Raw genomic sequence first — 22,670 nt, 5'->3', positions numbered from 1 at the left:
CGCGCGCCAACCGCTGAAGGCCAATCCGGATGGCTCGATCGACCTGTTTATCCAACATGAATCTCCGGGAGCGGACATGGAATCAAACTGGCTGCCGGCGCCCAAGGGAAAGTTCATCCTCATGATGCGGCTCTACTGGCCCAACGAGAGCAATCCGTCCATCATCGACGGTTCCTGGACGATCCCGCCGGTGAAGAAGGTGAGCTGATTGCACACTGGCACGAGGCGGCTTCGCGCCGCCTCGTTCACTGCCGTCACCCCTGCATGTGAGGCATTCGGCTCTGCCGCACGCCAGGTCTCACCGACCCCGTCGCGGTTAACTCAGTCCCTTCCGCGCAGGCGCGGTCACGGCTAACGCGTCGTTTATGTTCGGCCCGGATCGGGGTTTGACGAGACGACGGATTCAAACCGTCGGAGGTTGCACGATCGAACAGCCAAGCAGGTGTTATTGCCAGCCCTGGGTTCATGCGAAAGGAGTCTCTGCATGACCCATGAGGAGTTCGTCGTGCACATTCGTGAAACCTATGCTCGCCTTTTTGATCCAGATACGAGCGAGGAGACGTGGTCCCTTTTCCTGACCGCCGACACGGGCTGGAACGGATTGATTGAGGAGTATTTACGGCGCGTCGAAATGTTCCTGAGCAAACGCGGGCTGATTTCCAAGGTCTACGTTCGGCAAATAAAGGAGAAATGGGGTGGTCTTCGCTGCTACCTCAGGACGACGAATGACTTTCGCCTGTCGGCAGAAGCGACCGCTGCGCTGGGGGGCATCTATCACGAGATCGCAGAGCGCGCCTACCACACTTGTGACGTCTGCGGTGGGACCGGCCGATTGATGTCCATCAACGGCACCTACCTCACCCGGTGCAACGATCACATCGCTGACGGCAGGTTCGCGACGGGCTGTCGCGGGCCAGGAAGAAGTGGCCTTCGGTACAACTATGCTGCCAGTGTCGAGGATAATTGAGGAGAAGGAATTGGATATCGCTGGCAACACACCTCACGGGAATGACGCCGCCGTGACGGCTCTGTCCTGGGAAGCCAACCTTATTGATGGCTTCGAAGGCGAACGCTTCTCGCCTATGGGTGGGCTCTATTATCGTGACAATGTCGAGCAACGGGCAGGCTCACTTGAATTTCAGCGCGACGTTACCTTTGGCAGTGCCGGCGCGTTGAAGCTAAGCGTCCGACCGCTCTTTGACGGCGAAGCCCATCGAAGCGAGCGGGCGGAGGTGTGGGAACGCACGGCTCTGCGCGTACCCTATGACAAGGCAGTCTGGTACGGCTTTTCGGTGAAGTTTGCCGACCCAATCCCGCAGCGGGACCACCGCCATCTGATCGCACAATGGAAGCGCGAGATCGGTCCGGAGGCGAGGGGTGACTTTAGCCCGTTCCTGGCGCTTCGTCTCGTTCGCGGCCGACTCTTTGCGACCGTTGAGACCAGTTTTCCGGTGATCCCTCGGCGCTCTCCTTTGTCGACCGGCACATCGGCCCTCACTCCGGTTTTTCTGCGGCCGGAAAAGCGCCAGATGCGCGCGCTGGTTGCTACCGACCCTGGCTGGGAGCCACAGGACGGGCGCCTGTTCACGGCCCACACGGATCGCATAAGCGTCATCCACAGGGGTAATGAGCTGCCGACGCCGCAAAGTGGCTGGATTGACTTTGCAGTGATGTCCCAGCCGGGACCGGGCGGCACAGGGCATATCGAACTCTTCGCAAATGACCGTTGGATCGTGACGGTCCGAGGCCATATCGGACATGACGAACATGGGCTTGGTTCTCGGCAGTATTTCAAGTTCGGACCGTACCGCTCCGCAGCCCAAGGCGAATGGACGCTCTACTTCGACAACTTTCGCCGCTCCACACGCAGTGAAGATGTTCTCGGGACGGCTGGACTTGCGGCGCTACGCTCAGCAGGTTCATAGAGCTCCTTGAAGCCATCGAGCGTCGAAGGATCCGGTCATGCCCGCCGCGATAGCCGGCGCGTGCCTTGGCGAGCAGATTGGGGGCGTTCGACATCGATCCGTACCGCAGCCGACCGCGGTACGGCGATCCGGCAAGAGTGAGGCTCTGGTTTTTGATGGTTACGGGACAGCGGCTTTTGCGCTCAGCCATGGAAGTCACGTTGGCATTGCCAGGTCACCTTGAACGACGCGCCACGAAGGTCGCGGGCCGACCCCATTGCGGAGGTGCGCTTCCCCTCGGCCGATCACGCCCGTCACCCAAGCCGACCTTGGACCTAATCGAATTGGTTGCCGGTCGGGCGTTTCTCATGCACTCCCATGGCGGCGGTGACACGATCGTCAATCCGTCGATGATACCGCAAGTAGCAAATGCCACCGTCCCGCGTTGGAGCGCGCCAGGCGTCAAGTAAACTGGCCACCGTACTTTTCTTCTCCTTTTGGCGGTAAGGCAGCGGATGCCCGTCCCGGTTTACTTCAAGGCAGGTTTGTTGTGGTCGGCGCGGCGACAGCGCGAATCTCTGTCGGCCGCATGGTGGGAGCCTCGAAAGCCGTCAACCGCTGGGTGCGTGGTTACACGCGCGATCGCGTAGCGCAGCCCAGCGTACTGAACGTGCATAGGAGCCACGCCCAGAGCTGCCAGTAAGTCCGTGGGGTGAGCTCGAAGCGCATCCCGACTTCTTATAGAGCTCTTACTTATTAGAGCCGATATCGGTATGGTTGATGCCGTGGGGCTAGCGGGCCTCTGCGAGTCTCAATCTTAATAGGGTGGACAAGATAAACGGACTGGAGTTCGCCGTCAGGCTATGGGGGCGCGACAGAAACTGGCTCCATTGGCCGACTGCTGCTGGCGGCGAAGAAGGGCGCGGAACTTGTGTTGGCTGGCGGCTACGGTGCCGGATGATACCGCGGTCGACGCCCCAGGTGGAGCTCCACCATCAGACGCACCAACCATCTTCTGACATCCGAGGTCGCAATAAATTCTTCTAAATGGTCGATCGCGTAATCGAGCGTTTGTTCAGTCAGAGCAGTCGCCTCACTCGGAGAGGCAGTCAGGCTCCGCGCCCATGCCAACAAATCAGGCAACAAATCTACTACGCGAGAGTTCCCGTCGCCCGTCATGGGGAGGCTGAACTCCTCCAAACGCGTTTCGAGTTCCCGCGCATCACGCGTGCCGCTCATGAACAATTCAAGGGTGTATCGGGCCAGCCACTCTCCCTCGTCGCTTTGACGGTTTATCGCGCGAGCACTCACGATCTTATCATAGACCGTGGCAATTACAGTGAAATCTTCAGGAAGTATGTATCCGGATTGTTGCGGAATGAACATGGCGCAATCTCCTCCAGTTGGGGCGAAAGCGCTTTTTGATCTTCCAGCCGCCGGAGCCCGTCTTAAAGTCCAGCGATGATCACATTGTGCGCCTCTGAAGCCGCAATTGAAAGTAACTTTGACATATTGAGCGGAATTCTGGTTTTCTGCTTTCGCATTTCGGATTCAAGTTTCCGGCGATCGTACTGCCTTTGACAATGCCTGTTTGTTCGCGGCCGGCCAAAACCTGTGTGGATCCTCAATCGCTGCCAGTCCTTGCCCAACCACCGTCCAAATTCTCGGACGCCCAGGCGTTGGTTTGACCCTTGTGGCGCGAGGCCCAGGCACGCACTCCGCTGCGCTGTGAAGGGGAAACACCGAGAGTAACAAGCATGGCCGCTGAAGAGCATGCCGTTCACAACGGGGGCCAGATGCTGGCAAGATCGGGCGGCTCCGATTCAGCGTGCAAATGTGCCCCCGAATGGACGTTGGACCTTCGCAATCTGAGCTACAAGTCTCGGGCGGTCAGGGGCGTCGCCTTCAGGCTCGCGCGCGCGGCGTGGCCTGGAGCAGGAAGGCCGGTCCGCGCAGGCTCAACCTTGCCAGCGCGATGGATGCGCGCGGGGTAACAGCGATGACAATGAGGTACGACCGGATCAATAAGACAGTTCTAAACGCCGCCGCCAGCGGCCTCTTGCTTCGGCGCTGGTAAGGTCCTGCAGCAAACACAGAGCACTCAGTAGCTGTTTGGCTGCTTCGCTTGACGATCCATTGGCGGGCTTTCTGATGGATGAGTTTCGTGCGGCGTCAGCGACGAGGCGGAGTTATTAAGAAGCGATGGCGCGTGAGCGTGTTCGTCACGGCCGGCATCCGTTCCTTGTTAAATCGCCCGCGGTCGCTTGAGCTTGATCAACTAGAAGCAATGGCGCGCCACCCAAGCTGGGGTGGCGTCTAACAAGAGGACGTGACGATCGGCACCGTGCCAAAGCCATTTATCACCCATCGCGTTGGTCTAACTTAGACCCCTGAGGACACTCTCGATCTCCACGGCGAGTTGTTGCTGGCTGTAGGGCTTTGCGAGCCTCGCCACGTCGAAATCGATGCCGGGTGGCAGCTCGGCATATCCCGATGCAATGAGAATCGGAAGATCCGGAAATAGGCCCCGCGCGGCATTTGCGAGGTCTCCCCCCGTCATTTCCGGCATAGAATAATCCGTGATGAGCAGGTCGAAGCGGCCATCGTCCTTAAGATGAGCGAGTGCCTCCTTTCCAGAATGCGCCTCGACCACCTCATGGCCCAGATCGACGAGCATGTCGACCGAACTCATGGCGATCAGGAAATCATCGTCCACCAGAAGAACGCGTAGCGGTTTTACCCTTTGGTCCGGTTCCGCCACCTCCGTGTCCTTGGACACGACTGGGCTTTCGTCCGAAACCGGAATCCAGAGTTCGGCTCTGGTGCCTTTCCCTGGCGTGCTGGTGAGCCGCAGCGCTCCTTGCAGCTGAAGCGCGAGGCCATGGATCATCGACAAGCCCAAACCCGTTCCCTTACCAAGTTCCTTGGTCGAGAAGAACGGCTCTATCGCCTTTTGCAGCGTGTCGTCATCCATGCCGTGGCCCTCGTCGGCAACGGAGAGCACGCCGTACCGACCCGCCGCGAGTTCGCCCTCCGGCTTCGCCACATTCTCCACCTGAAGCGATATGCAGATCGTCCCGCCGTTCGGCATAGCATCCCGGGCATTCACCACGAGGTTGAGAAGGGCGAGCTCCAGTTGGTTGGAGTCAGCAAGTACCGGATCCATTCGATCGGGAATGCGAATTTCGATCACAATGCCCGTGCCCACTGATCGATTTAGGAGATCCGTCATCTCCCTCACCAGCTCGCCCAGATCTACTGGATCTACACTGAGGTCCTGCCGGCGCGCGAATGCCAAAAGCCGCTGTGTCAGCGACGCACCGCGCTTTGCGCCCTGAAGCGCACCATCGATCAAACGCTCGGCTTTCGCGTCACCACCAGTGTGTTTGCGCAGGAGTTCCAGGTTTCCCAGCACCGCCATCAAAAGATTGTTGAAATCATGAGCGACTCCACCTGTCAGCTGACCGATAGCCTCCATCTTCTGGGCCTGACGAAGCTGCGCCTCGGCACGCTCGCGCTGGGCCACTTCCGCCATGACGGTGCCGTGAGCCTTGTGCAGTTCGGCCGTTCGCTCGGCGACGCGCTCTTCAAGGATTTCGTTCAATCGCTTCTGCTGCTCTTCGGACGATACCCTTGCGGTGATATCAGAAGAGACGCCAACCAACTTGACAGCGTTCCCACTTCGGTCGCGATAAAGCTGCGCGCGCATTTCCGCCCAATGAATGGACCTGTCGGGCCAGACGGTACGATATTCGATTGCATAGTCGGCCCCGCTCTCGATGGTGGCCTGCATCGCCGTTTTCATCCTCTCCACATCGTCAGGATGAGTAGCGGCAAGGAGGTCGCCATAGGTAAATGCCCCGCCGGCGCTCCTGCCAAACACCCCCCGACAGGTGATCGATGTGATCAAAGCATAGGTGGTGAGGTCAAGTTCCCACGCACCCAGATGGCCTGCCTCAAGCGCCGTCTTTAGCCGCCGTTCCCCCTCGTCCAGCGCCTCGATCCGGAGTCGAGCTTCGTACTGGCGTCGGCGGCCCCGCAGCGCCGACCTCGCAACGCTGATGAACGTCGTGGCATGAAATGGTCGTTCTACAAAGCTGACGTTCCCCAGCACCTCCAACAGGCGGCTAGCGGAAGGGTTACGCTCAGGCCCACCACCTCGATGGGTCAAGATGATAAAGGGAAGGTCGGACCAGCTCGGTTGCGATTTGATCCATGCCGAAAGCGGGCGAAGGTCGGCCGAGCTCAAGGCCTCCTCCGTCACGACGGCAAAAGCGATGTCCTCATCCAAGGCAGAGATGAACGCGGCGACGTCCCTGCCGATTTTCGGCCGGATGCCGGCTTCCGACAAAAGCGCGGCCGCGATCTGCGCGTCCCTTCCCAAGGGGGCATGGATCAGAGCAATGGCGTCTCTATTTGGAATCGTCCTCGCCCTCACTGGACTTCAGCAGCGGTTGTTTTTCACCCACAAAGGTCGGGACGCCGCGTAACACGCCCTGGAAATCCGAAAGCGGATCGCCAAGCGAAAGGCCGTCCTGGCCGATCGTAAACTCCCTTATCGTGTCCTCGTGTTTGCCGGTGCGCTTTTTCACGACGGAGATCGCCCTCCTGACCTTGCCGACCGCCTCGAAGTAGCGCAGCAGCACCACGGTGTCGGCGAGATAGGTCACGTCAACCGGCGACTTCATGTCACCGACCAGCCCATGCTGCGCCACCGTTACGAAGGTGTTCGCGCCCTGGCGGTTCAGATACTGCAGCAGCTCGTGGATGTGGAGGACGAGCGCGCTTTCTTCGGGCATTGAGGCCTGATAGCCGTTGATGCTGTCGATGACGACCGTCTTCGCGTCAAATCTGGTAACATGCTCGCGCACACGCTGGGCGAACTCGCCAGGTGAAACCTCAGCTGCATCCAACTGCTCGATGTGAATAGAGCCGTCCCGCTGGTAGGCTTCCAAGTTAATGCCAAGGTCTTTCATGCGCCGGAACAGCAGCCCCAATTCTTCATCGAAGATGAAGAGGGCGGCCTTTTCGCCACGCTTGACGGCCGCTTCGACGAATTGAAGTGCAAAGAGACTTTTACCCATGCCCGCAGGACCGATCAGCAGCGTGCTCGATCCTCGCTCAATGCCGCCACCCAGCAACGCGTCAAGTTCAGCGATCCCGCTCTTTAAAGTAGAGCGTTCGAACTCCGTGCGGTGCTCGATCGCTCGCAATCGCGGAAAGACGGAAACACCTCCAGTCTTGATGATGAAGTCGTGATAACCACCGCGGAATGCCTGGCCGCGATACTTGGTAATCCTCAGGCGGCGTCTTTCCGAACCATAGCTCGGCGCCAGTTGTTCGAGATGAATAACCCCGTGGACTACGCTATGAACCGTCTTGTCGAGGCTGTCGGAGGTCATGTCGTCGAGAAGCAGGACCGTGGCGCCCGTAGACGAAAAGAAGTGCTTCAACGCCAGGATTTGCCGGCGATAGCGAAGGGAGCTTTGGGCAAGCAGCCTGATTTCTGAGAGGCTGTCGAGCACGACGCGGTTCGGCTGAACCCTTTCGAAAACCTCAAATATCATTTTGGTGGTCTCGCCGAGTTCCAGATCCGACGAGTAGAGCAAGCTCTGCTGTTGGTCGGCGTTCAACAAGCTCTCAGGCGGAACGAGCTCGAATACTTCGATATTTCTATGGATTTGCATCCCGTGCGACAACGCACTGTCGCGTAGCTCATCCTCGGTCTCGGACAACGTGATATAGAGACATTTCTCTCCGAGGGCGGCGCCCTGCTGAACGAACTGCATGGCGATCGTGGTCTTCCCCGTGCCCGGCGCCCCCTCGAGAAGGAATACGTGGCGACGTGACAAACCGCCCGAAAGGATGTCGTCCAGCCCCTCGACACCTGTTTTGGCCTTCGACATAACGCTTGTGTCCATTTTCGCCCTCCGTTGATCACAGGTAACTAGTGTCGAGCGGTGCGAAGGCAACAGGCGAGCCAATCGAGATATGCACAAAAGCAGCACGACCGAAAGATCTTCCAGTCGATACATTTGCGACTATTTTCAGCACAGAACGCGAACATAGCAAGGCCTAGTTATCGGCAGATGTCCGCCGCCCACTCGGCTGCTATCGCTCTTGTAGAATCTGTTTCAGCTTTGAGGGCACCAGCTTTTGGCCCGATCACAAAGGTGTCGCGAGGCACGCATTTGATCTTCTGACGCTCCGGCCAGGGCCTTATCGATAGGGCGGGTCCCCCTGCCTGGCTTGAGCCCTTCGTGCCCGTGTTCGCACGCGACGCGGAAGAACTCGGCGCCGTAAGCGTGCACTTCCTCGCAGAAGCGGATCGCGCCAGTCCTCCCAGAGACGATCGGTTTCGAGCAGTTGCTGACGTTCGGCAAGTGGCATCATCCCGAAAGCAAAGAAGATGATTTCCGCGGCATCGTGCAGGCTGGAATGCCTGCCTACCGCGCGCTGAAGCAGGCCGAAGTAGGAGCGGCCCAGGTCGTGGAGAAGAGTCGCATCGCCATCGATGATCATCGTCGCATGGCCGAGCTCGTGCGCCTCGGCGACCCGAACTTTTCGTCGCCGCCATGGGTGATTGCCCTCACGTTGCGCGCTTTAGCACGGTGAGCCGATAGCCTCCTACCTCGAAGGCCATTCACGACCTCGCGGCGGCCAGGAGGAGGAGGGAACTGCTTGGGCCTCGTTGAACCGATTCAAGCCAGACTATGGTCTGGGCGGGGGCAAGACCTAAGTCGAAGTGCGTGCGACTGAAGTCTGACCCTGGAACGCTAATTGCCCAAGAACGTTTGCAAAGTGTTCCCGCTTTGAGAGCAGGGAATTCAAAACAGATGGAGACGTACATGAAGAAGGTTGTCAGTTCTGCCCTTGCAGGTTTGTTTCTGCTCGGGGCTTCCGGCTTTGGTTTTGCTCAAACGGTCCTAGTCACGCCAGAGCAGGAAACGGTCGTTCGCGAATACGTGAAGAAGAAACCCCTCGCTTCCATCAATCTTCCGGGCGTTGAGCTGAATGTGGGCTCCGCACTCCCCGAGACGGTGGAATTGCACACCATTGATGCGCCAGACATCAAATACCGCTATGTGGTCATCGATAATCGCACCGTGCTGGTAGATCCAAGCACTCGCAAGATCGTTCGCGTTATCGAATGACTGAAGACACGTCCCTTCCTTTCGGGGAAGGGACGTCTTCGCGAGCTCCGCGAGAAAGAACGGCGATTGGACTTTAGTCCCATAATCTGGCCGCAAAGGTCCTAATCCGTAGCGATCCCATATCGTCGCGTATTTTAGATTTAGCCTGTGGACAAACCATCCAGTGCTCCATAGTCCGACAACGACGCCGGGGCACCCTATCCACCCTTCGGTTCGTTCTAGTGTCGATGCCGACAGGAGGATCGAGAATGTACGAACCATACTGCTACGGCGAGCCACCGCGCAAATTGTCTAGAGGGTTGCCCATCGGCATCACGCTCTTAGCGATAGTTGTCATCGGAGCCTATCTCTTCGTGGGCAGCGCGCTCTCGAACGATCCTCAACAAACCAGTGCCATTGTCCTTCCCCACCCGCCCCAACGCCAAAATAGCCTTGAGCTGTAGCGAGGGAGCAACCATGAGATTGATGCATTTAGGTCGAGCCCGTCTGGGGATGGCTTTACCTCGGTATCGCCCTCAGCTGCGCCAAGCCAGAGAACCTTGCCTCCTAGATCTATTCGAGGCGTACGCGCTCGCCGCGACGACTCTCGACGACCTGATGCAGGAGTACCCGGCGCGCGTAGAGCTGATCAGCGAATACAGACAGGTGTGCGCGGACTTGCAGGCAGAGGTCGTCGTCCTCCTCACGCTCACAGATGAGCGACGATTTTCATGAGATTGAGGGCGCTCGGCTCTTGCAACCCTTTTTTCGACTAGAATGTGGATTCAATTGTCTTTAGCGAACGAGAAGCGCCGATGAAGTTCCGCCTCTCCGCCGGTGCAAGTTTCTTCTTGCTTGGGGAACGGAAGACTATCTTTGACGAAGCGTCCCAGCAGATTTTCCAACTGGATGAGTTGAGCGCCTTTCTTACCTGCCTCCTCGCCGAGGCCGCGCCGGCGCATCAGTTGGAAGGCGCCCTGGTGGCCCGGGGCGTAAGCCGAGCGCGTGCGCACGCGTCGGTGCAAGATTATCTGGCCCATTTGTCACGATGCAATCTGCTGGAGATCATGTTTGATGAGAACGAGGGCAATGCGTTAGACACCCAGACATTTGATTTCGAAGGTACCGCCGTATCGCTCGCCTTTTATGACCGAGAGCTTCGCGACCTCGTTGTCCCGATTTTTGCCCACAATGGGGCTGCTGCCGCTACGTCACACACGGCTGCGTACGACGTGGCGCGTTTTGGCGAGCGCGTATGCATCGGCCGACATCGTTCCTCGGGTATGATTGTCGCTGACTTGGAGGTTGCCCCGGCGATCAAGGCGCTTGTGACAGACGACATTCTTGCCAACCTTGGCCTGAATGTCGCACTTCACGCGGCATTGCTCGTGAAGAACGGAAAAGGCCTCCTGATCTGTGGCGCGGCGGGGGCCGGCAAGACGACACTCGCCCTGGCATTGCTCGCGGCAGGCTTCACCTACGGCGGAGATGATATCGCGCTGATGGATGAGGATGGACTGCTTGTGGGAGTGCCCTTCTCGCCCGCATTGAAGCAGGGGTCTTGGGGGCTGCTCGGCGACATGTCAGATGCAATTCTGGCAGCGCCAATCCATAGGCGGCTCGACAATAAGCGTGTGCGCTATCCGACAGGGCTGCCCTGTGCTGCACGCGTGCGGGTTCAGCCTGCAGCTGTCGTGCTGATCCGCCGTCGTCGCACCGGGCCAGTCGAGGTTTGCGACGTTGAGCCCATGCGTGCCCTTTCGGAACTACTGGCCGGTGCGCACACGCCAGAGCGTCGCCTCGCCTTGCCGCAGTTTCAGCGGCTCCTCGATATGGTTTCACAGGCGCGCACCGTCGAGCTGACCTACTCTTCCCTCGACAGAGCCGTAGAGACATTGAGGCGCCTGCATGACATGCAATAGTTGGCGCGATCTGGTTACGCTCGCCTCCTGCCTCAACGGGCACATACCGAAAGAGGCGAACTGGGAAGGGATCGTAGCCCTTGCGAACAGAAGCCTGACGATCACCTCACTTGCAGGCGCGGTGAAGGAAGCCAACCCGCACTTGCCGGAGGATCTCTCCAACTATCTGTCGATGATATATCGGCGGAACACTGACCGAAATTGCAGACTGAAAGCTCAGCTGGGCGAGGCGGCCGCATCGCTGAACGAGATCGGTATAGAGCCCATCGTGCTGAAGGGGACAGCCATCCTTGCGAGTGCTACACCTGAAGCGCTTGGTGCACGGCTTCTGACCGATTTGGACATTCTTGTCCGCCCCCAGGATATGCGAGAGGCATCAAAAGCATTGTGCCGTCAGGGATATGAGGTCGCGCTATCTTCCGGTGAAGGTTCCTGGCCAGGGAATGCGGAATATCATCTCCCAGTCGTCCTGATCCGTCCAAGGGATGTCGGAAGCATCGATCTTCAGTGTCGAGCGAAAGGGCCGGCCTCCTTCGGCGACGCGGAATGGCTTTATGGCGATAGTTGCGTGGTCGATATTGGCGGAGGCCATGTACGCGTTCCAACGGCGTTTGCGCAGATCATTCTTTTCATTCTTCACGATCAGTTTCAAGATGGTGACTATTGGCGTGGGCTACTCGACCTGCGCCATCTGCTGGACATAGCAACGCTCGCCCGCGCGTCATGGATCGACTGGAACGGACTTAGAGCGCTTTTCGCGAACGGCTATGAGAGGAACGCAGTCGAGACCCAAATCGTAACAGCCGCCGCGCTTCTCGGCCTAGACCGAACGGCGATTAGGGGAGTGGGATCGACGGCCAGGATCCAGTTTGCCCGGCGGCGACTTCAGCTCGGCTGTGACTACCTGCGGACTCCGCTCACGCTCCTGACCCTCATCTCGGAAGTTGCCCACTATCGCTCCTGGGATCGTTTCGGGGGCGAGCCTTATCCTTCTAAGCGCCGCGAGCTTGTGCGAAAGGCTCGCGAATTGCGGCGTAATTTCCGCGCTAAGCCTCCCGGAAAACTGTAGCCGATTGGGGAAGCCTGTGGAGTTTGCAACCGAGCATTGACAGTGGGTGGATATGCGGCGGGCACCCAGCTACATCTAAAGATATATGGATAACTCGTAGCTTTTAATGTAAAAGTAGTTAGTCCTAATATATCTGGCATCCGTTGGACGGGTGGGAGGGCAGATGGCCGAAGAACCGAACCAATCTCGAAGTGACCACGATCGGCGCGAGTTTTTGAAAAGCTGCGGTCGATTTGCGGCCGTAACCCCACCAGTCGTCACAATGCTTCTGTCAACCAGCCTGACGTCGCAAGCGATTGCCTCTTCGGGTGGTGGCGGTGGCGGCAGCAAAGGAAACAATGGGTGGGGTAACGGGCCGAGTTCGACAAATAGAGGAAGCAGCCACGGGCGTGGTGTTTCGCGAGGGGGCCCGGGTGCGGGTCAATCGCAGAGCAACAGCAAAATGAACGGACGCCCTTAGACCACATTTGGCTCTTGCTGGTTCATGGAATGAAGGGGCGGTGCCGCCGGTTGCCGCCACTGACCGCCTGGACGGGTATGACTTTTGCCGGTAGGTACTTCCCCATACCTGATGCTTGAGCGGCAGGACGGTCGCCGAGTGCGCACCACATGACAAGCAGTGCGACTCAATGGAAGTTCCGGGATTTCACTCCGAACCTTGAACGTATCTATGTCCACGTCCTGTTTTATATATGTGCACGGCGGGCTTGGGATTGTCGCGCCACTGACGAACGAGAATCAAGCTGCTGTCCAAAGCCACCGACCGTCGCGCTCACCCTGGGCCTGAGCTTGTCGGCGATCGCGCCTCATCTTCAACCGGAGCATCATCTACGGCGCATGGTTCAGACAATTGGCGCGACATGAGGACGGCGCGCCAGATGTCTAGTTGATTATTGTGCCGTCGAGCCCTTTGTCATGCTCATGCTTGGGGCCGGACTTTGAACGGCGCGCCTCGCGCCACATTGCTGCTTCAAAAAGAGCTGTCTCGTCGCGAATACCAGCCCGATATTCATGCAACAGGTAAGTCGCGAGGTGGTCGGCACGCTTGCTGGGCCGATCAATCTGGCACCACATGCAAACCCGGTCGAAGATCCTTTGCAGGAAGTTCAACTCGGTCGGGCTTATCCAGGCACCTTCCACGGGGTCAAACATCGAAGCATTCCCATCCTCACCTATGCGGCGGAGCGCCTGTCATCCCGTCTCGGGCTGGTGAGGTGGGCTAGCGGGTTCGCTGGGAGACCGGCCTCCAGACACGCGGCGACGAAAGCTTCACGCGCGATCGCAACCGGCATCTTTCGGTTAAGGGTGCGCCGACAGACTTCGACGGCTTGCTCGTAGCGTCGTCCGCGTCGTCGCGGCCACTCGTTCTCCAGAAAAACGAGCGCGTCGAAGACCGATGAGAAGGTGCGATTGCTGCCGTTCTGGAACGTTACCTGCAACGGTGCAGACCATGGCATCTCCGGAAGATACATGTTTCCCTCCTTCCTATCTAACCGGATGAAAGAAGATGGAAAATCATCTGGGAATGCTGAGATTGGTTTTCAAGACCTCCGACACCAGGCGTTTGGCGATCAGGATGTGGTGGGCGCGGCAGGACGCGATCCTGCAACCAGTTGGTCGGCCCCACCAGGACGTTTCTAAGCACAGATAAACCGAGGATCAGTCGCGCATGGGATGCTTTGAAGAAGTGTCTAGAACCTTGATGCACCAGTGCGGTTCATCGATAATCAAAGCGAACCAAGAAAGGTGAGATCCCATGACCGCTGCGTTTACCGTGCGTGTAAAAGATGAAACCGCGAGCAAACTGGATCAGCTCGCTGAGAAGCTGGATCGGTCGCGGTCCTATAGGGCTGCAGAGGCCATCGAAGCTTTCGTTGAGCAGTAGGAATGGCAGTTTGCCGAGATTGAAGCCGGGTTGACCGAGGCCGACCGGGGTGAGTTCGCCAGCGATGAAGATGTGGCGAAAGTCGTCAGGAAGTACGTCAAGTCTGCCCGCAATCATGAGCCGGAGGCGTATTCGTTGGACGCTACCTGCGTTGCGGCGACTTGATGAGATCGGTGCGTATCGACGGCCGTGGTTCCTGCGACTCGCCATACAAATCCGCCATGAGTTCGGCTCTAGCCCAGGTCTCGCCTTCGAGGAGCATCAGGGGGTTTTCTCGGCTAAGCAGACGAACTGCACCCCTACCATTGCGCCACGCCAGATTGTCTGCACCGGCAGTTCATCAGCAATTGCAGAGTTTCGGCGCTTACCATAAAATTCGGCATGTAGGGATCACCATGGCAAACCGTCAATTCGGTGCTTTCTTGCTCCAGACGTACCGTTAGCTCTCGTTCGATCCGAGCTAAGAGATCGGGCTGCGGCGTATGCTTGTCCTCGTCTGGTAAGAAGTCAGGTCTACGGCATTGCGGGAAACCACATCGACAGCGCGTGCGAACATTCCTTACAACCTACGCTCAAACGGGCATTCCTCTGGCGACAGGCCGTGAACAGCGTTAAGTTGCTCCACCATCGACGGCCATGCCTTGAGCAAGTCGGATCCTGAAAGATCTGCTGCCGGCACTCCGGGGATTGCCGTCATCACCAGGCACGCGCCTTCCTGTTCTTCCCGTCAACTGGTTACGGGAGCCACACCTCGGCCTTGTAGCCAAATGAGTCGGTCGCGCTCCTTGCAGCAAGCGCCGCGTCGTCCTGCGGCAAGGAACGGCCGTAGTGGTTCGCAACCATCTCCCGTGTGTCCTACTCTCAAGCAACGTCGGCCCTTGAAACGCGCGCTTTTCTCACCTACCTCATTTTTGCCGGATGCCCTCTCGGATCCTGGCACGGGAACGATGGTCCATTTATGCGTTGGACTGGTTCGGTTCATATCTCTTCGCAAGGAGGATATGGTCCGGCGTCTGCCCGACCCCCTTGCGTAGCTGTTGTGCGATCGACCGTCTCGGTCTTCTGATCGTCAGTTCCGTCCGTCTCCGATCCTGCGGCCTCCGGCATGCACGTACTTGGCGCGTTTTAAGCAACAACAACGGCTGATTATGAAACGAAGGAGGATGCACATGCTGATATCGGATTTTGGCCGCATGGGATTCGACCCATTTCTGGAAATGCGGCGAATGCAGCAGGAAATGAATCAGCGTTTGTCCGACATGACTGCCAAAGCGGCCCACGAGTTTCCACCCGTCAACCTCTGGATGGGTGAGGGCAGCGTAGCGGTGACTGCTGAATTGCCTGGGATCGCGCCTGAAGAGGTCGATCTGACGGTTCGCGAGAACACGTTGACATTGAGGGGCGAACGCGGATCCCCGACGGAGGACGAGAGATCCGTCTGGCACCGGCGCGAACGAGTGTACGGAAACTTCTCTCGAACGGTGCAATTGCCTTTCCGCGTCGATCCGGAACAGGTCGAGGCGCGTTTCGCAAACGGGCTTCTTGAAGTCGAACTACACCGGCCCGAGACGGATCGACCGAAGAAGATCCAGATCAAAGGATAGGAGGCCAAAATGGCTCAGGAACTGAAAACGACTGAACGCCGGGCTCCAAGCAAGCTTGACGGTGGCGAACCGACCCGTTCGCGCCCGGTGTTTGCCCCGCGCACCGATATCTATGAGACAGAGGACAATGTCGTTGTTCTCGTGGACATGCCGGGCGTCGCTTCAGAGGGTGTCGACATCACGCTCGAGAAGCGGACGCTGGCGATTCGGGGCTACGCGACGGACGAACAGCACGACAACTATCGCCAAATCTATGCCGAATACGGCGCGGGCAATTATGAGCGCGTCTTCACCCTGTCCGAAGATATCGATCGGGACAGTATCGAGGCATCGCAGAAGAACGGCGTCCTGCGGTTGGTCCTGCCCAAGGTCGCGCCGGCAAAGGCGAGAAAGATCAAGCTGAAGATGGCGTAATTCGTGCGGAGAAAGGAGGTTGACCATGCAGATTAGAGATCTGATCCCCTGGGGCAGTAACAAGGGAAGCGAAATTGCGAAGTCAGACCAGGGAAATCCCGTCTTTTCCTTGCAGCGCGACGTGAACCGTATTTTCGAAGATTTCTGGAAGCGGCTCGATCAACCGTTCGGTGCCTTCGGGCGCTGGGATACCGGCGGGCCGCGAATCGACGTCACCGAAACCGAGAGTGCGATTGAGGTTTCGGTGGAGCTTCCTGGAATCGACCAGAAGGACGTCGATGTCTCCCTGACGGACAGCGCGCTCACGATCAAAGGAGAAAAGAAAAGTGAGCAGGAAGAGAGCAAGAAGGGGTATCACTTGTTGGAACGCTCCTACGGGTCGTTCTACCGCTCGATCCCGTTACCATCGGGCGTCGACGAGGACAAAGTCGCCGCCCAGTTCAAAAACGGCGTCCTGACCGTGACGCTTCCAAAAACGGAGGAAGCGTTGTCGCGTGTTAGGAAGATCGAGGTGAAGGCGAGCTGACATCGACTTCACGGTCGTGACATGCGGCGGGCGAAACCGCCGCATTTCTTAGCGATTACTGCAGAGGTCTCGTCCGTGGATAGGCCATCAGCGAAGCGCGGGCGCGGGCGAGATCTGCTCGGGCGACGGTCAGCATCTCGTCTGCCCTATCCAGAGCGCCGAAAGCAGCGGCAGTCGGATTGGGCCGTTCCGCAGTGATGCGAACCCAAGCGCGATCGATATCAACAAGAGCCGCGCGAACATTCGCGATCGCTCGTTCGATGGCATCGTAGAGAGCGATCTCCTCTTCGGAGACGATTGGCGAATTGTCACCGCTCATCGATCTCTTCCGGTCACACGGGTCCCCTGGTGCAGGCTCGAATTGCAAAATACCACGAAGAGTACCCTTCTTAAACAGTCAGCGTGGCGCCGTTGGGATGGCAATCGCCAGAACCCGTGGGCACCGATGTGCTAAAGGCATCAAGGGGTGAAGTCGCGACCATTGAAACGCCTGATGAACGCGAGTTCAACTGCCAATTCTTCCCTCTGTCTCCAACATCCGTTTTCCTGAACGGGCACACCATTCTGATGAAACCAAAATGCAGCGTCGGCCGGCTTCGTTTCCTCCCGATAGATGTATGCGCCGATGATTACGGCGACAATCACGCCGCCGATGATCAGGTCAGGGTGTTGAGTCGGGATGGTGGCAGCATCGTCAAATCAGCAGTCGCTGTGTATGGCACGCTTGCGGATCTCTGGCCCAGCCAGGTCATTTTCCACGCTAAGTTTCGGATTCGATTTCCCTCCCGTTATGAGTTAGCATCTCGCCGCTAATACACATCCTGTTCGGAGGGGAACATGAATATTTCGCGTCGGGCATTTGCGACATCGACCTGTGCGGGACTAGCCATGGGGATGATTGCGGGACCCGCTGTCGCGCAGGACGGATCGATTGGCGACGAGTTGCTAGGACGGACAGACTTCTGGACAGCACTTGAAGCTTACATTTATGCCTATCCGTTAGTCACCATGGAGTACACGCGGCGCGTGATCACGAACGTCGCCGAACCCCAAGGCATGAAGGCGCCGATGGGCCAGATTGGTCGACTGCGCGCCTACCCCGACGCATCGTTTCGCGGACGTGACCGCTCCTAATGCCGATACTCTCTACACCTATGCTTTCTTTGATGTCGCCAAGGAACCCTATGTCTTGAGCCTTCCAGATCTTGGCGATCGTTATGCGCTTTTCCCGATGCTCGATGGTTGGACCAACGTCTGAAGTACCCGGAAAGAGAACTACGGGACCGGGTGCGCAGACATATGCGATCACCGGCCCGGGCTGGACGGGGGCGCTGCCTGAAGGCGTGACTGAATACAAATCACCCACCAGCATGGTGTGGCTGCTCGGGCGTATCTATTGCACCGGAACGCCTGAGGACTATGCCGAAGTCCACAGGCTTCAGGATGAGGTGAAGCTCGTTCCCTTGAGTGGCTACGGGACGGACTACACCCCACCTGCCCGCAAGACCGATCCAGCTATCGACATGAAGACTGCAGTTCGTGAGCAGGTCAACGCGCTGGATGCGGTCGCCTACTTCAAACTGTTCTGCGACCTGCTGAAGACTAATCCCCCCGCCGCGGCCGATGCTCCATTGTTGGAGCAGTTGGCCACCATAGGGATTGTTCCTGGCAAGGATTTCGACGAGAGCAAACTCGATGTCGTCCTCCAGAAGCGGCTTCCACAGATTGCGTACGCGCGAATTATGTTGCACTTCAAGGATAGCGGGGGCGACGTCGAGGACATCAACGGGTGGGCATACACGACAAAAACCGGTCTCTATGGTGCGGATTATCTGCAACGCGCTCTGATCACCGCCATCGGACTTGGCGCCAATCGCCCTCAGGATGCGATTTATCCAACGAGTACGAAGTCGGGCAGTGGCCTTTTTACTCGCGACTATAACGGCTCGGAAAACTATGTAATCAACTTTGCCAAGGGACATCTGCCTCCGGTAAACGGGTTCTGGTCGATAACGATGTATGACGCGGGATACTTCTTCGTGGACAACCCGCTGAACCGCTATTCAATTAGCGCCCGTCAGGAGCTCAAAGCCAATGCTGACGGGACGACCGATATCTACATCCAGTACGAATCTCCTGGCGCAGACAAGGAGTCAAACTGGCTGCCTTCCCCGAAGGGTAAGTTTATCCTGATGATGCGGCTGTACTGGCCGAAGGAAGGAAACCCGTCGATCCTCGACGGATCGTGGGTTCTGCCGGCGGCGACGAAGACGGGTTGACGTCCAAGGCCATAGTGAATCGGCCGTAACCGGGGATCTGGCAGTTGCAGCCTCAACGGGCGCAGCTTTGAAAAAGCACGGTGTTTATCTCGGCCGCGACTCGTTCACCACCGACAGCGATTTCCACAAAGCGGTCCACTCGCCCGTTGGTGTTGGAATCGTTGCTGTCCATGGCCTTCCTGAGTCGATTGTTGCGCTGAAGTTAAATCGCACCGTCTCTTAATAAACGAAACGGAAGTTTTGTTTATTACCGTACTCGCTTAATAAACGGTGGGCACAAAAGTTCGCTCGATTCTCATCAAGGCGAAGAGTCCGCAGCCGACTTACCGCCGTGCGGCTTGGGCAAGCGGTAAATGTGAAGAGCGGGCATTAATTACAACCGTGCCAAACGACGGCACCGACAAAACAGGACAAGGGAAAGTCCAGCGCCTGCTTGCCCAGTCGGGTCCGATCGCGATGGTCTTGACCTGCTCCTCGGCCATGACAGCAGCGTGGCATCCGATAGAGTTGCTGAGCGCAGATCGAAACTCTTGCTACGCAGACGACGGATCTCGTCGCTCGGATTGAAGCCCTCGAGGCTCTCAAAGCGCCGGGCGGCGTGGGCCAACCCGCATAACGGTTACAGCGATCGGGTCACCACCTCGGTCGCGACGGACACCAGCAGGGCCGCTAGCGCGACGGCCGTTCCAATTCGCGCGATCTTCATGCGGCGCCCGCGAGCGCCATCCCAATCATAGCCTATCGTGTTCCCCCAGCCGGCATCATGCCGTGCGTGGATGGTGGCGCGTTTTCCTGACAAAGAGGTAAATCCGATGAGCGCCATCGCCGCTAGCGGGTTCGCGATGCCTCGTCGGGCAACCGGAATGTCGTGAAACCCCATTCGTGCTCGCGCGTTATCCCCCCGACCAAGCGGTGAGGAATCAAATGTCTATTCATATGCGAGATCTCGGCGAGGCCGTTCTTGATTTGCTCTATTGGCGTCCGACAGAGCAGGCGCCTGAATTGAACGACGATCGGCATTTGCTCATTCAGGCATACCGAACGAACCAGGCCCCTGAGGCCGCTCGGCAAGAGCATCTAACGATTGACCCTGAGCTTGCAGTCTATGGGCGATCAAACCCCTGACACTGACCGAGCGTACCGATTGCGTCCCAACTGGTTGGCGGCGTAAAATGTTGTGTCTGTAGAAGTCGAACGCTCAGACGGAAAGGCCCCGGATCACCCTCGTGGGACTCTGGGGCCTTTTTGCGTCTCGGAGCGATGCAACAGGAATGGTGGTGTTCGCGGCATTGCCCTGGATAGCAGTCAGGAGGCGGGATACCTCCTCTTGTATCCCTCTGCTTGCCACCTCGTACTCGAATACAAGACGTTGATCTGGCTGTTCTGCTTCTCGGAATTCTTCTAACCGTTCGGCTGCGAGTGCATACGCCTCGAAAAGGTCATCCAGCTCCGCCGGACAGACATCACCTTCGAGCGCCCGTCGGAATTTCGGTAGTCTCACCGATAAACGGCGCCGTCCTAGTTCCCTGAGTTTCTGCATTTTCTCCCCCATTTCAGGGCAATCTAAGATGGCGCAGCCAAGGAAGGGTTAAATCGAAATTTCAATTGCGAGCGACCTCGCTAAAGCGACGAGCTCTCCTGCCGATTTTTCCCCGCGCCCAACGGCAAAACCGCAACCCCGAGGTCGGTGGCTGCGGTTCTGAGTGCCAGTTGTAACGTGCAGGGACAATGGCAACCGACAGTAGATTGCGCGGGAGCGGGTTAATTTAGTGTTTCCACACGGACGTGATCATGGGGGCGTTTCAAGCCGTTGCCGCGTCTTTCGCTGACAAGGCTACGAGACAAAAAAAGGGTGAAGCGCCCAGAACTCTTTCGCTTCACCCTACAGGTCCAGCTTATCGCATCGTGAATACAACATATCAACTGCCTCCGGTCGCATGTAAATCACCATAGCGCGAGCGCCTTTCAGCTCTGCTTCACGTCAATGTGGGCGCCGGTTACTCCCGCGGCCAAAGCGACGCTCCATCATCAGCCCGACGAGCCACTCTCGTAGATCGGGGTTTTCGCGAAACTCGTCGAAATGCTCGATGGCGTAACCGAGTGTCTGTTCGGCGAGAGCGTCCGCCTCAACCGGTGAGGTCGTTAGGCTGCGCGCCCATGCCAGTAGCTCAGGCAGAAAAGCCGAGAACTCGTCGTCGCGAGGGGCAGGTTGCGGCGGACGATTGACGAACACACAAACGTTCTTGAGCCTCTGTTCAAGTTCCCACGCATCCCCCGTGCCGTTCATGCAAAACTTGAGCGCATATCGCGCCAGGCACTCACTTTCCTTACTGTGCCGAGAAATATGTCGGCTGTTCACTATCTTCTCAAATACAGAAGAGACAATACGGAAGCCGTCAGGAAGCATGTACCCAGATTGCGGATGGCTAATCATAGCGCAATCTCCTCCACTCGGGCCGAGAGCGATTATGATCTCCCAGTCGCCAGAGGCTGTTTTACAGTCCGGCGATGGGCTGAGTATGCACCTCTGGAGGCGGGCTGGCTATCCTTCAAAACCTCGGGTTCGGGATTGAGGTGCCGCTAGCTCAATTTGCTTCAGCAGCGCGATGACTTCGGCCTGCATGTCCAGGCACAGCGCCTGATACTCGTTGATCAATTCCTCGCGGCGGCGGTGCTCCGTCAGCAGTCTGTCGAGGGTCTGCGCGGCCAACGCGTAGGACTCGAACAGATCGTACAGAGTCGGATTCCTGGCTGCTCGCAACTGTTCACGGTGATAAGGCAATACCAAGGAGAGCCGCGCCCGTCCGAGCTTGACCAACGACATTTGTCACAGCCTTTGTCGCGTCATATTTGCCGCGTCACCGACAGATTTCCAGAATGTCTTCTTTTTGCATGCTGCGGGCAGCGCCGCAATGGGTGCGCTGAACCCGCTCCCTGGTCTCCATCTGAGCGAAAGTGAACCTCTCCCGCCCACTGCCCGTCAGGCACTGAATATCGAAGGTGTCTGAGCAATCCACGGCTGCCTCCGCGCATACACCACAACTATTTATCACTCTCCCAACCGAAGGAAAACCCGATGAACAGAACGACATTGCTCGCCTATGCGAGGCGCGCGCCTTTTAGTGAGCGCCTGAACAGAGCCAAATCGACGGCATCAATGCCCTAACGCTTCTTAGCATTATCGAACGCGGTCGCTCGGCGATCGGCGGCTCCGGATAGAAGCTCATCAATACGGTTATGGTTCTCGTCGTGCAAATCGGAGAACGCCGCGTCGATCATCAGCCGGTCCCATACCACACAACCATCGATGCGCTTCGGCCTCGGCATTCGCCGGTCCGAAACCATCTGGTCGAACTTTGTCACACTCACGTCGGCATTCGGGCCCTTCACTGTCAAATCGTGAAAAATAGCAAGGCGCCAGCAACGCGCCACTGTTCACGACAACGATCAATACCAGATCCAGATCCCAGGTTCGCTTCGGCAATGGAGCGCCGGCGCCTATCGAGCATCCGATCTCGACAAGGAGCATTACTACTTCATCGTCGAGGGCTCCGGCAACGTGGTCCGCGGTGATCACACGATCGCCGACAACGTGAGCACTGCCGATGACGACTACGCCGCCCATACGCGGGGCTGCAACACCGGTTCGATCGGCGTCTCGCTGGCCTGCATGGCCGGCGCGATCGAAAGTCCATCCCATGCGGGCAAATATCCCATGACGGAAACGCAGTGGCATTGCGCCATGGACGTCATCGCGCACCTGGCCGAGTTCTACAAAATCCCGGTCACCTCGAAGACGATCCTTTCCCATGCCGAGGTTCAAACGAATCTGGGCATCAAACAGGCCGGGTAGTAGGATTTCACCCGGCTCCCGTTCGCGACGAACGTCATCGGCGCCAAAGCATGCGGCGATAAGATGCGCGCCGACGTCAAA

General features: G+C 57.9%; 23 protein-coding genes and 3 pseudogenes. 15 read left to right on the top strand and 11 right to left on the bottom strand.

Going from position 1 to position 22,670, the window contains the following annotated elements:
- From ASE71_RS34855 to ASE71_RS05155, 3 genes are all read left to right on the top strand, one after another.
- Window positions 1–208 (top strand): DUF1214 domain-containing protein (locus tag ASE71_RS34855; RefSeq protein ID WP_156411746.1); only part of this gene is annotated, 208 nt, incomplete at its 5' end.
- Window positions 209–484: 276 nt separating this feature from the next.
- On the top strand, window positions 485–967 hold the full coding sequence (locus ASE71_RS05160) for a hypothetical protein (RefSeq protein ID WP_060520360.1): 483 nt from the start codon (window positions 485–487) through the stop codon (window positions 965–967).
- A 115-nt stretch (window positions 968–1,082) separates the two neighbouring features.
- Window positions 1,083–1,925 carry a polysaccharide lyase gene (locus ASE71_RS05155; protein WP_060520407.1) on the top strand — a complete coding sequence of 281 codons (843 nt, stop codon included), beginning with the start codon at window positions 1,083–1,085 and terminating at the stop codon, window positions 1,923–1,925.
- Between the two features lie 924 nt (window positions 1,926–2,849).
- Here ASE71_RS05155 and ASE71_RS05150 read toward each other — a convergent pair.
- The 3 genes from ASE71_RS05150 to ASE71_RS05135 all read right to left on the bottom strand — a co-directional run bounded on the left by ASE71_RS05150 (window position 2,850) and on the right by ASE71_RS05135 (window position 7,825).
- Window positions 2,850–3,290, bottom strand: a complete 441-nt coding sequence (locus tag ASE71_RS05150; RefSeq protein WP_060520361.1) for a hypothetical protein — start codon at window positions 3,288–3,290, stop codon at window positions 2,850–2,852.
- A 991-nt stretch (window positions 3,291–4,281) separates the two neighbouring features.
- On the bottom strand, window positions 4,282–6,288 hold the full coding sequence (locus ASE71_RS05140) for an ATP-binding protein (RefSeq protein ID WP_244496910.1): 2,007 nt from the start codon (window positions 6,286–6,288) through the stop codon (window positions 4,282–4,284).
- 28 nt (window positions 6,289–6,316) lie between these two features.
- On the bottom strand, window positions 6,317–7,825 hold the full coding sequence (locus tag ASE71_RS05135) for an ATPase domain-containing protein (RefSeq protein WP_060520364.1): 1,509 nt from the start codon (window positions 7,823–7,825) through the stop codon (window positions 6,317–6,319).
- A gap of 445 nt (window positions 7,826–8,270) precedes the next feature.
- Here ASE71_RS05135 and ASE71_RS05130 point away from each other — a divergent pair, with 445 nt between their 5' ends.
- The 5 genes from ASE71_RS05130 to ASE71_RS36740 all read left to right on the top strand — a co-directional run bounded on the left by ASE71_RS05130 (window position 8,271) and on the right by ASE71_RS36740 (window position 12,488).
- The gene (locus tag ASE71_RS05130; protein WP_060520365.1) at window positions 8,271–8,519 is read left to right on the top strand and encodes a hypothetical protein; all 249 of its coding nucleotides are present in this window, start codon (window positions 8,271–8,273) and stop codon (window positions 8,517–8,519) included.
- A 233-nt stretch (window positions 8,520–8,752) separates the two neighbouring features.
- Complete coding sequence (locus ASE71_RS05125; RefSeq protein WP_060520366.1) at window positions 8,753–9,058, top strand: DUF1236 domain-containing protein; 306 nt, start codon at window positions 8,753–8,755, stop codon at window positions 9,056–9,058.
- 794 nt (window positions 9,059–9,852) lie between these two features.
- Window positions 9,853–10,959: a hypothetical protein gene (locus ASE71_RS05110; RefSeq protein WP_060520369.1), complete on the top strand. Its 1,107-nt coding sequence runs from the start codon at window positions 9,853–9,855 to the stop codon at window positions 10,957–10,959.
- A complete protein-coding gene (locus tag ASE71_RS05105) occupies window positions 10,946–12,028 on the top strand; it encodes a nucleotidyltransferase family protein (RefSeq protein ID WP_060520370.1) in 1,083 nt (360 codons plus the stop codon). The genes ASE71_RS05110 and ASE71_RS05105 overlap by 14 nt, the downstream gene beginning before the upstream one ends.
- A gap of 163 nt (window positions 12,029–12,191) precedes the next feature.
- Window positions 12,192–12,488: a hypothetical protein gene (locus ASE71_RS36740; protein ID WP_082566439.1), complete on the top strand. Its 297-nt coding sequence runs from the start codon at window positions 12,192–12,194 to the stop codon at window positions 12,486–12,488.
- 422 nt (window positions 12,489–12,910) lie between these two features.
- Here the strand turns inward: ASE71_RS36740 and ASE71_RS05100 are convergent, their stop codons facing one another.
- Together ASE71_RS05100 and ASE71_RS05095 are read right to left on the bottom strand one after the other, a co-directional pair.
- A complete protein-coding gene (locus tag ASE71_RS05100; protein WP_060520371.1) occupies window positions 12,911–13,180 on the bottom strand; it encodes a hypothetical protein in 270 nt (89 codons plus the stop codon).
- Window positions 13,181–13,200: 20 nt separating this feature from the next.
- Window positions 13,201–13,500 carry a DUF982 domain-containing protein gene (locus ASE71_RS05095; RefSeq protein ID WP_060520372.1) on the bottom strand — a complete coding sequence of 100 codons (300 nt, stop codon included), beginning with the start codon at window positions 13,498–13,500 and terminating at the stop codon, window positions 13,201–13,203.
- A 284-nt stretch (window positions 13,501–13,784) separates the two neighbouring features.
- Between ASE71_RS05095 and ASE71_RS34845 the strand changes: the two are divergent.
- Window positions 13,785–14,078 (top strand): annotated as a pseudogene (locus ASE71_RS34845) (CopG family ribbon-helix-helix protein).
- Window positions 14,079–14,260: 182 nt separating this feature from the next.
- Here ASE71_RS34845 and ASE71_RS34670 read toward each other — a convergent pair.
- A pseudogene (locus tag ASE71_RS34670) lies at window positions 14,261–14,724 on the bottom strand (phosphotransferase); the annotation flags it as partial.
- Between the two features lie 358 nt (window positions 14,725–15,082).
- Between ASE71_RS34670 and ASE71_RS05085 the strand changes: the two are divergent.
- The 3 genes from ASE71_RS05085 to ASE71_RS05075 are packed head-to-tail and all read left to right on the top strand — an operon-like array spanning window position 15,083 to window position 16,457.
- The gene (locus ASE71_RS05085) at window positions 15,083–15,517 is read left to right on the top strand and encodes an Hsp20/alpha crystallin family protein (RefSeq protein ID WP_034803514.1); all 435 of its coding nucleotides are present in this window, start codon (window positions 15,083–15,085) and stop codon (window positions 15,515–15,517) included.
- Window positions 15,518–15,526: 9 nt separating this feature from the next.
- Entirely contained in the window at window positions 15,527–15,931 is a 405-nt protein-coding gene (locus ASE71_RS05080; protein ID WP_034803516.1) for an Hsp20/alpha crystallin family protein, read from the top strand.
- 25 nt (window positions 15,932–15,956) lie between these two features.
- A complete protein-coding gene (locus ASE71_RS05075; protein WP_060520374.1) occupies window positions 15,957–16,457 on the top strand; it encodes an Hsp20/alpha crystallin family protein in 501 nt (166 codons plus the stop codon).
- Window positions 16,458–16,512: 55 nt separating this feature from the next.
- On the opposite strand, the gene ASE71_RS05070 is transcribed toward ASE71_RS05075, so the two are convergent.
- Window positions 16,513–16,776, bottom strand: coding sequence for a hypothetical protein (locus ASE71_RS05070; protein WP_060520375.1), 264 nt, complete (start codon window positions 16,774–16,776; stop codon window positions 16,513–16,515).
- A 116-nt stretch (window positions 16,777–16,892) separates the two neighbouring features.
- On the opposite strand from ASE71_RS05070, the gene ASE71_RS35590 reads away from it, so the two are divergent.
- Together ASE71_RS35590 and ASE71_RS05065 are read left to right on the top strand one after the other, a co-directional pair.
- Window positions 16,893–17,270 carry a hypothetical protein gene (locus tag ASE71_RS35590; RefSeq protein ID WP_146749608.1) on the top strand — a complete coding sequence of 126 codons (378 nt, stop codon included), beginning with the start codon at window positions 16,893–16,895 and terminating at the stop codon, window positions 17,268–17,270.
- Window positions 17,271–17,294: 24 nt separating this feature from the next.
- Window positions 17,295–18,736, top strand: a pseudogene (locus ASE71_RS05065) (DUF1254 domain-containing protein).
- A 619-nt stretch (window positions 18,737–19,355) separates the two neighbouring features.
- On the opposite strand, the gene ASE71_RS05060 reads toward ASE71_RS05065, so the two are convergent.
- From ASE71_RS05060 to ASE71_RS05035, 4 genes are all read right to left on the bottom strand, one after another.
- Window positions 19,356–19,616 (bottom strand): hypothetical protein, encoded by a 261-nt coding sequence (locus ASE71_RS05060; RefSeq protein WP_034803529.1) that lies wholly within the window; start codon window positions 19,614–19,616, stop codon window positions 19,356–19,358.
- Window positions 19,617–20,717: 1,101 nt separating this feature from the next.
- Window positions 20,718–21,170: a hypothetical protein gene (locus ASE71_RS05045; protein ID WP_060520376.1), complete on the bottom strand. Its 453-nt coding sequence runs from the start codon at window positions 21,168–21,170 to the stop codon at window positions 20,718–20,720.
- Between the two features lie 108 nt (window positions 21,171–21,278).
- Window positions 21,279–21,560 carry a hypothetical protein gene (locus tag ASE71_RS05040; RefSeq protein ID WP_051659584.1) on the bottom strand — a complete coding sequence of 94 codons (282 nt, stop codon included), beginning with the start codon at window positions 21,558–21,560 and terminating at the stop codon, window positions 21,279–21,281.
- A 338-nt stretch (window positions 21,561–21,898) separates the two neighbouring features.
- Complete coding sequence (locus ASE71_RS05035) at window positions 21,899–22,105, bottom strand: hypothetical protein (protein WP_143106294.1); 207 nt, start codon at window positions 22,103–22,105, stop codon at window positions 21,899–21,901.
- A gap of 190 nt (window positions 22,106–22,295) precedes the next feature.
- Between ASE71_RS05035 and ASE71_RS05030 the strand changes: the two genes are divergently transcribed.
- Window positions 22,296–22,589 carry an N-acetylmuramoyl-L-alanine amidase gene (locus ASE71_RS05030; protein ID WP_060520378.1) on the top strand — a complete coding sequence of 98 codons (294 nt, stop codon included), beginning with the start codon at window positions 22,296–22,298 and terminating at the stop codon, window positions 22,587–22,589.
- Window positions 22,590–22,670 lie beyond the last annotated feature (81 nt).

Source organism: Ensifer sp. Root954 (assembly GCF_001429005.1).
Lineage (GTDB): Bacteria > Pseudomonadota > Alphaproteobacteria > Rhizobiales > Rhizobiaceae > Ensifer > Ensifer adhaerens.
This window is presented reverse-complemented; position numbering and strand designations above follow the sequence as displayed.

Excerpts from the sequence above, each read along its gene's own strand:
- ASE71_RS36740 (WP_082566439.1), top strand. The coding sequence starts at position 12,192 with ATGGCCGAAGAACCGAACCAATCTCGAAGTGACCACGATCGGCGCGAG.
- ASE71_RS05080 (WP_034803516.1), top strand. The coding sequence starts at position 15,527 with ATGGCTCAGGAACTGAAAACGACTGAACGCCGGGCTCCAAGCAAGCTT.
- ASE71_RS05095 (WP_060520372.1), bottom strand. The coding sequence starts at position 13,500 with ATGTATCTTCCGGAGATGCCATGGTCTGCACCGTTGCAGGTAACGTTC.
- ASE71_RS05085 (WP_034803514.1), top strand. The coding sequence starts at position 15,083 with ATGCTGATATCGGATTTTGGCCGCATGGGATTCGACCCATTTCTGGAA.
- ASE71_RS05070 (WP_060520375.1), bottom strand. The coding sequence starts at position 16,776 with ATGAGCGGTGACAATTCGCCAATCGTCTCCGAAGAGGAGATCGCTCTC.
- ASE71_RS05155 (WP_060520407.1), top strand. The coding sequence starts at position 1,083 with ATGGGTGGGCTCTATTATCGTGACAATGTCGAGCAACGGGCAGGCTCA.
- ASE71_RS05045 (WP_060520376.1), bottom strand. The coding sequence starts at position 21,170 with ATGATTAGCCATCCGCAATCTGGGTACATGCTTCCTGACGGCTTCCGT.
- ASE71_RS05150 (WP_060520361.1), bottom strand. The coding sequence starts at position 3,290 with ATGTTCATTCCGCAACAATCCGGATACATACTTCCTGAAGATTTCACT.
- ASE71_RS05040 (WP_051659584.1), bottom strand. The coding sequence starts at position 21,560 with ATGTCGTTGGTCAAGCTCGGACGGGCGCGGCTCTCCTTGGTATTGCCT.
- ASE71_RS05105 (WP_060520370.1), top strand. The coding sequence starts at position 10,946 with ATGACATGCAATAGTTGGCGCGATCTGGTTACGCTCGCCTCCTGCCTC.
- ASE71_RS05100 (WP_060520371.1), bottom strand. The coding sequence starts at position 13,180 with ATGTTTGACCCCGTGGAAGGTGCCTGGATAAGCCCGACCGAGTTGAAC.
- ASE71_RS05060 (WP_034803529.1), bottom strand. The coding sequence starts at position 19,616 with ATGGGGTTTCACGACATTCCGGTTGCCCGACGAGGCATCGCGAACCCG.
- ASE71_RS05075 (WP_060520374.1), top strand. The coding sequence starts at position 15,957 with ATGCAGATTAGAGATCTGATCCCCTGGGGCAGTAACAAGGGAAGCGAA.
- ASE71_RS05110 (WP_060520369.1), top strand. The coding sequence starts at position 9,853 with ATGAAGTTCCGCCTCTCCGCCGGTGCAAGTTTCTTCTTGCTTGGGGAA.
- ASE71_RS05160 (WP_060520360.1), top strand. The coding sequence starts at position 485 with ATGACCCATGAGGAGTTCGTCGTGCACATTCGTGAAACCTATGCTCGC.
- ASE71_RS05125 (WP_060520366.1), top strand. The coding sequence starts at position 8,753 with ATGAAGAAGGTTGTCAGTTCTGCCCTTGCAGGTTTGTTTCTGCTCGGG.
- ASE71_RS05135 (WP_060520364.1), bottom strand. The coding sequence starts at position 7,825 with ATGGACACAAGCGTTATGTCGAAGGCCAAAACAGGTGTCGAGGGGCTG.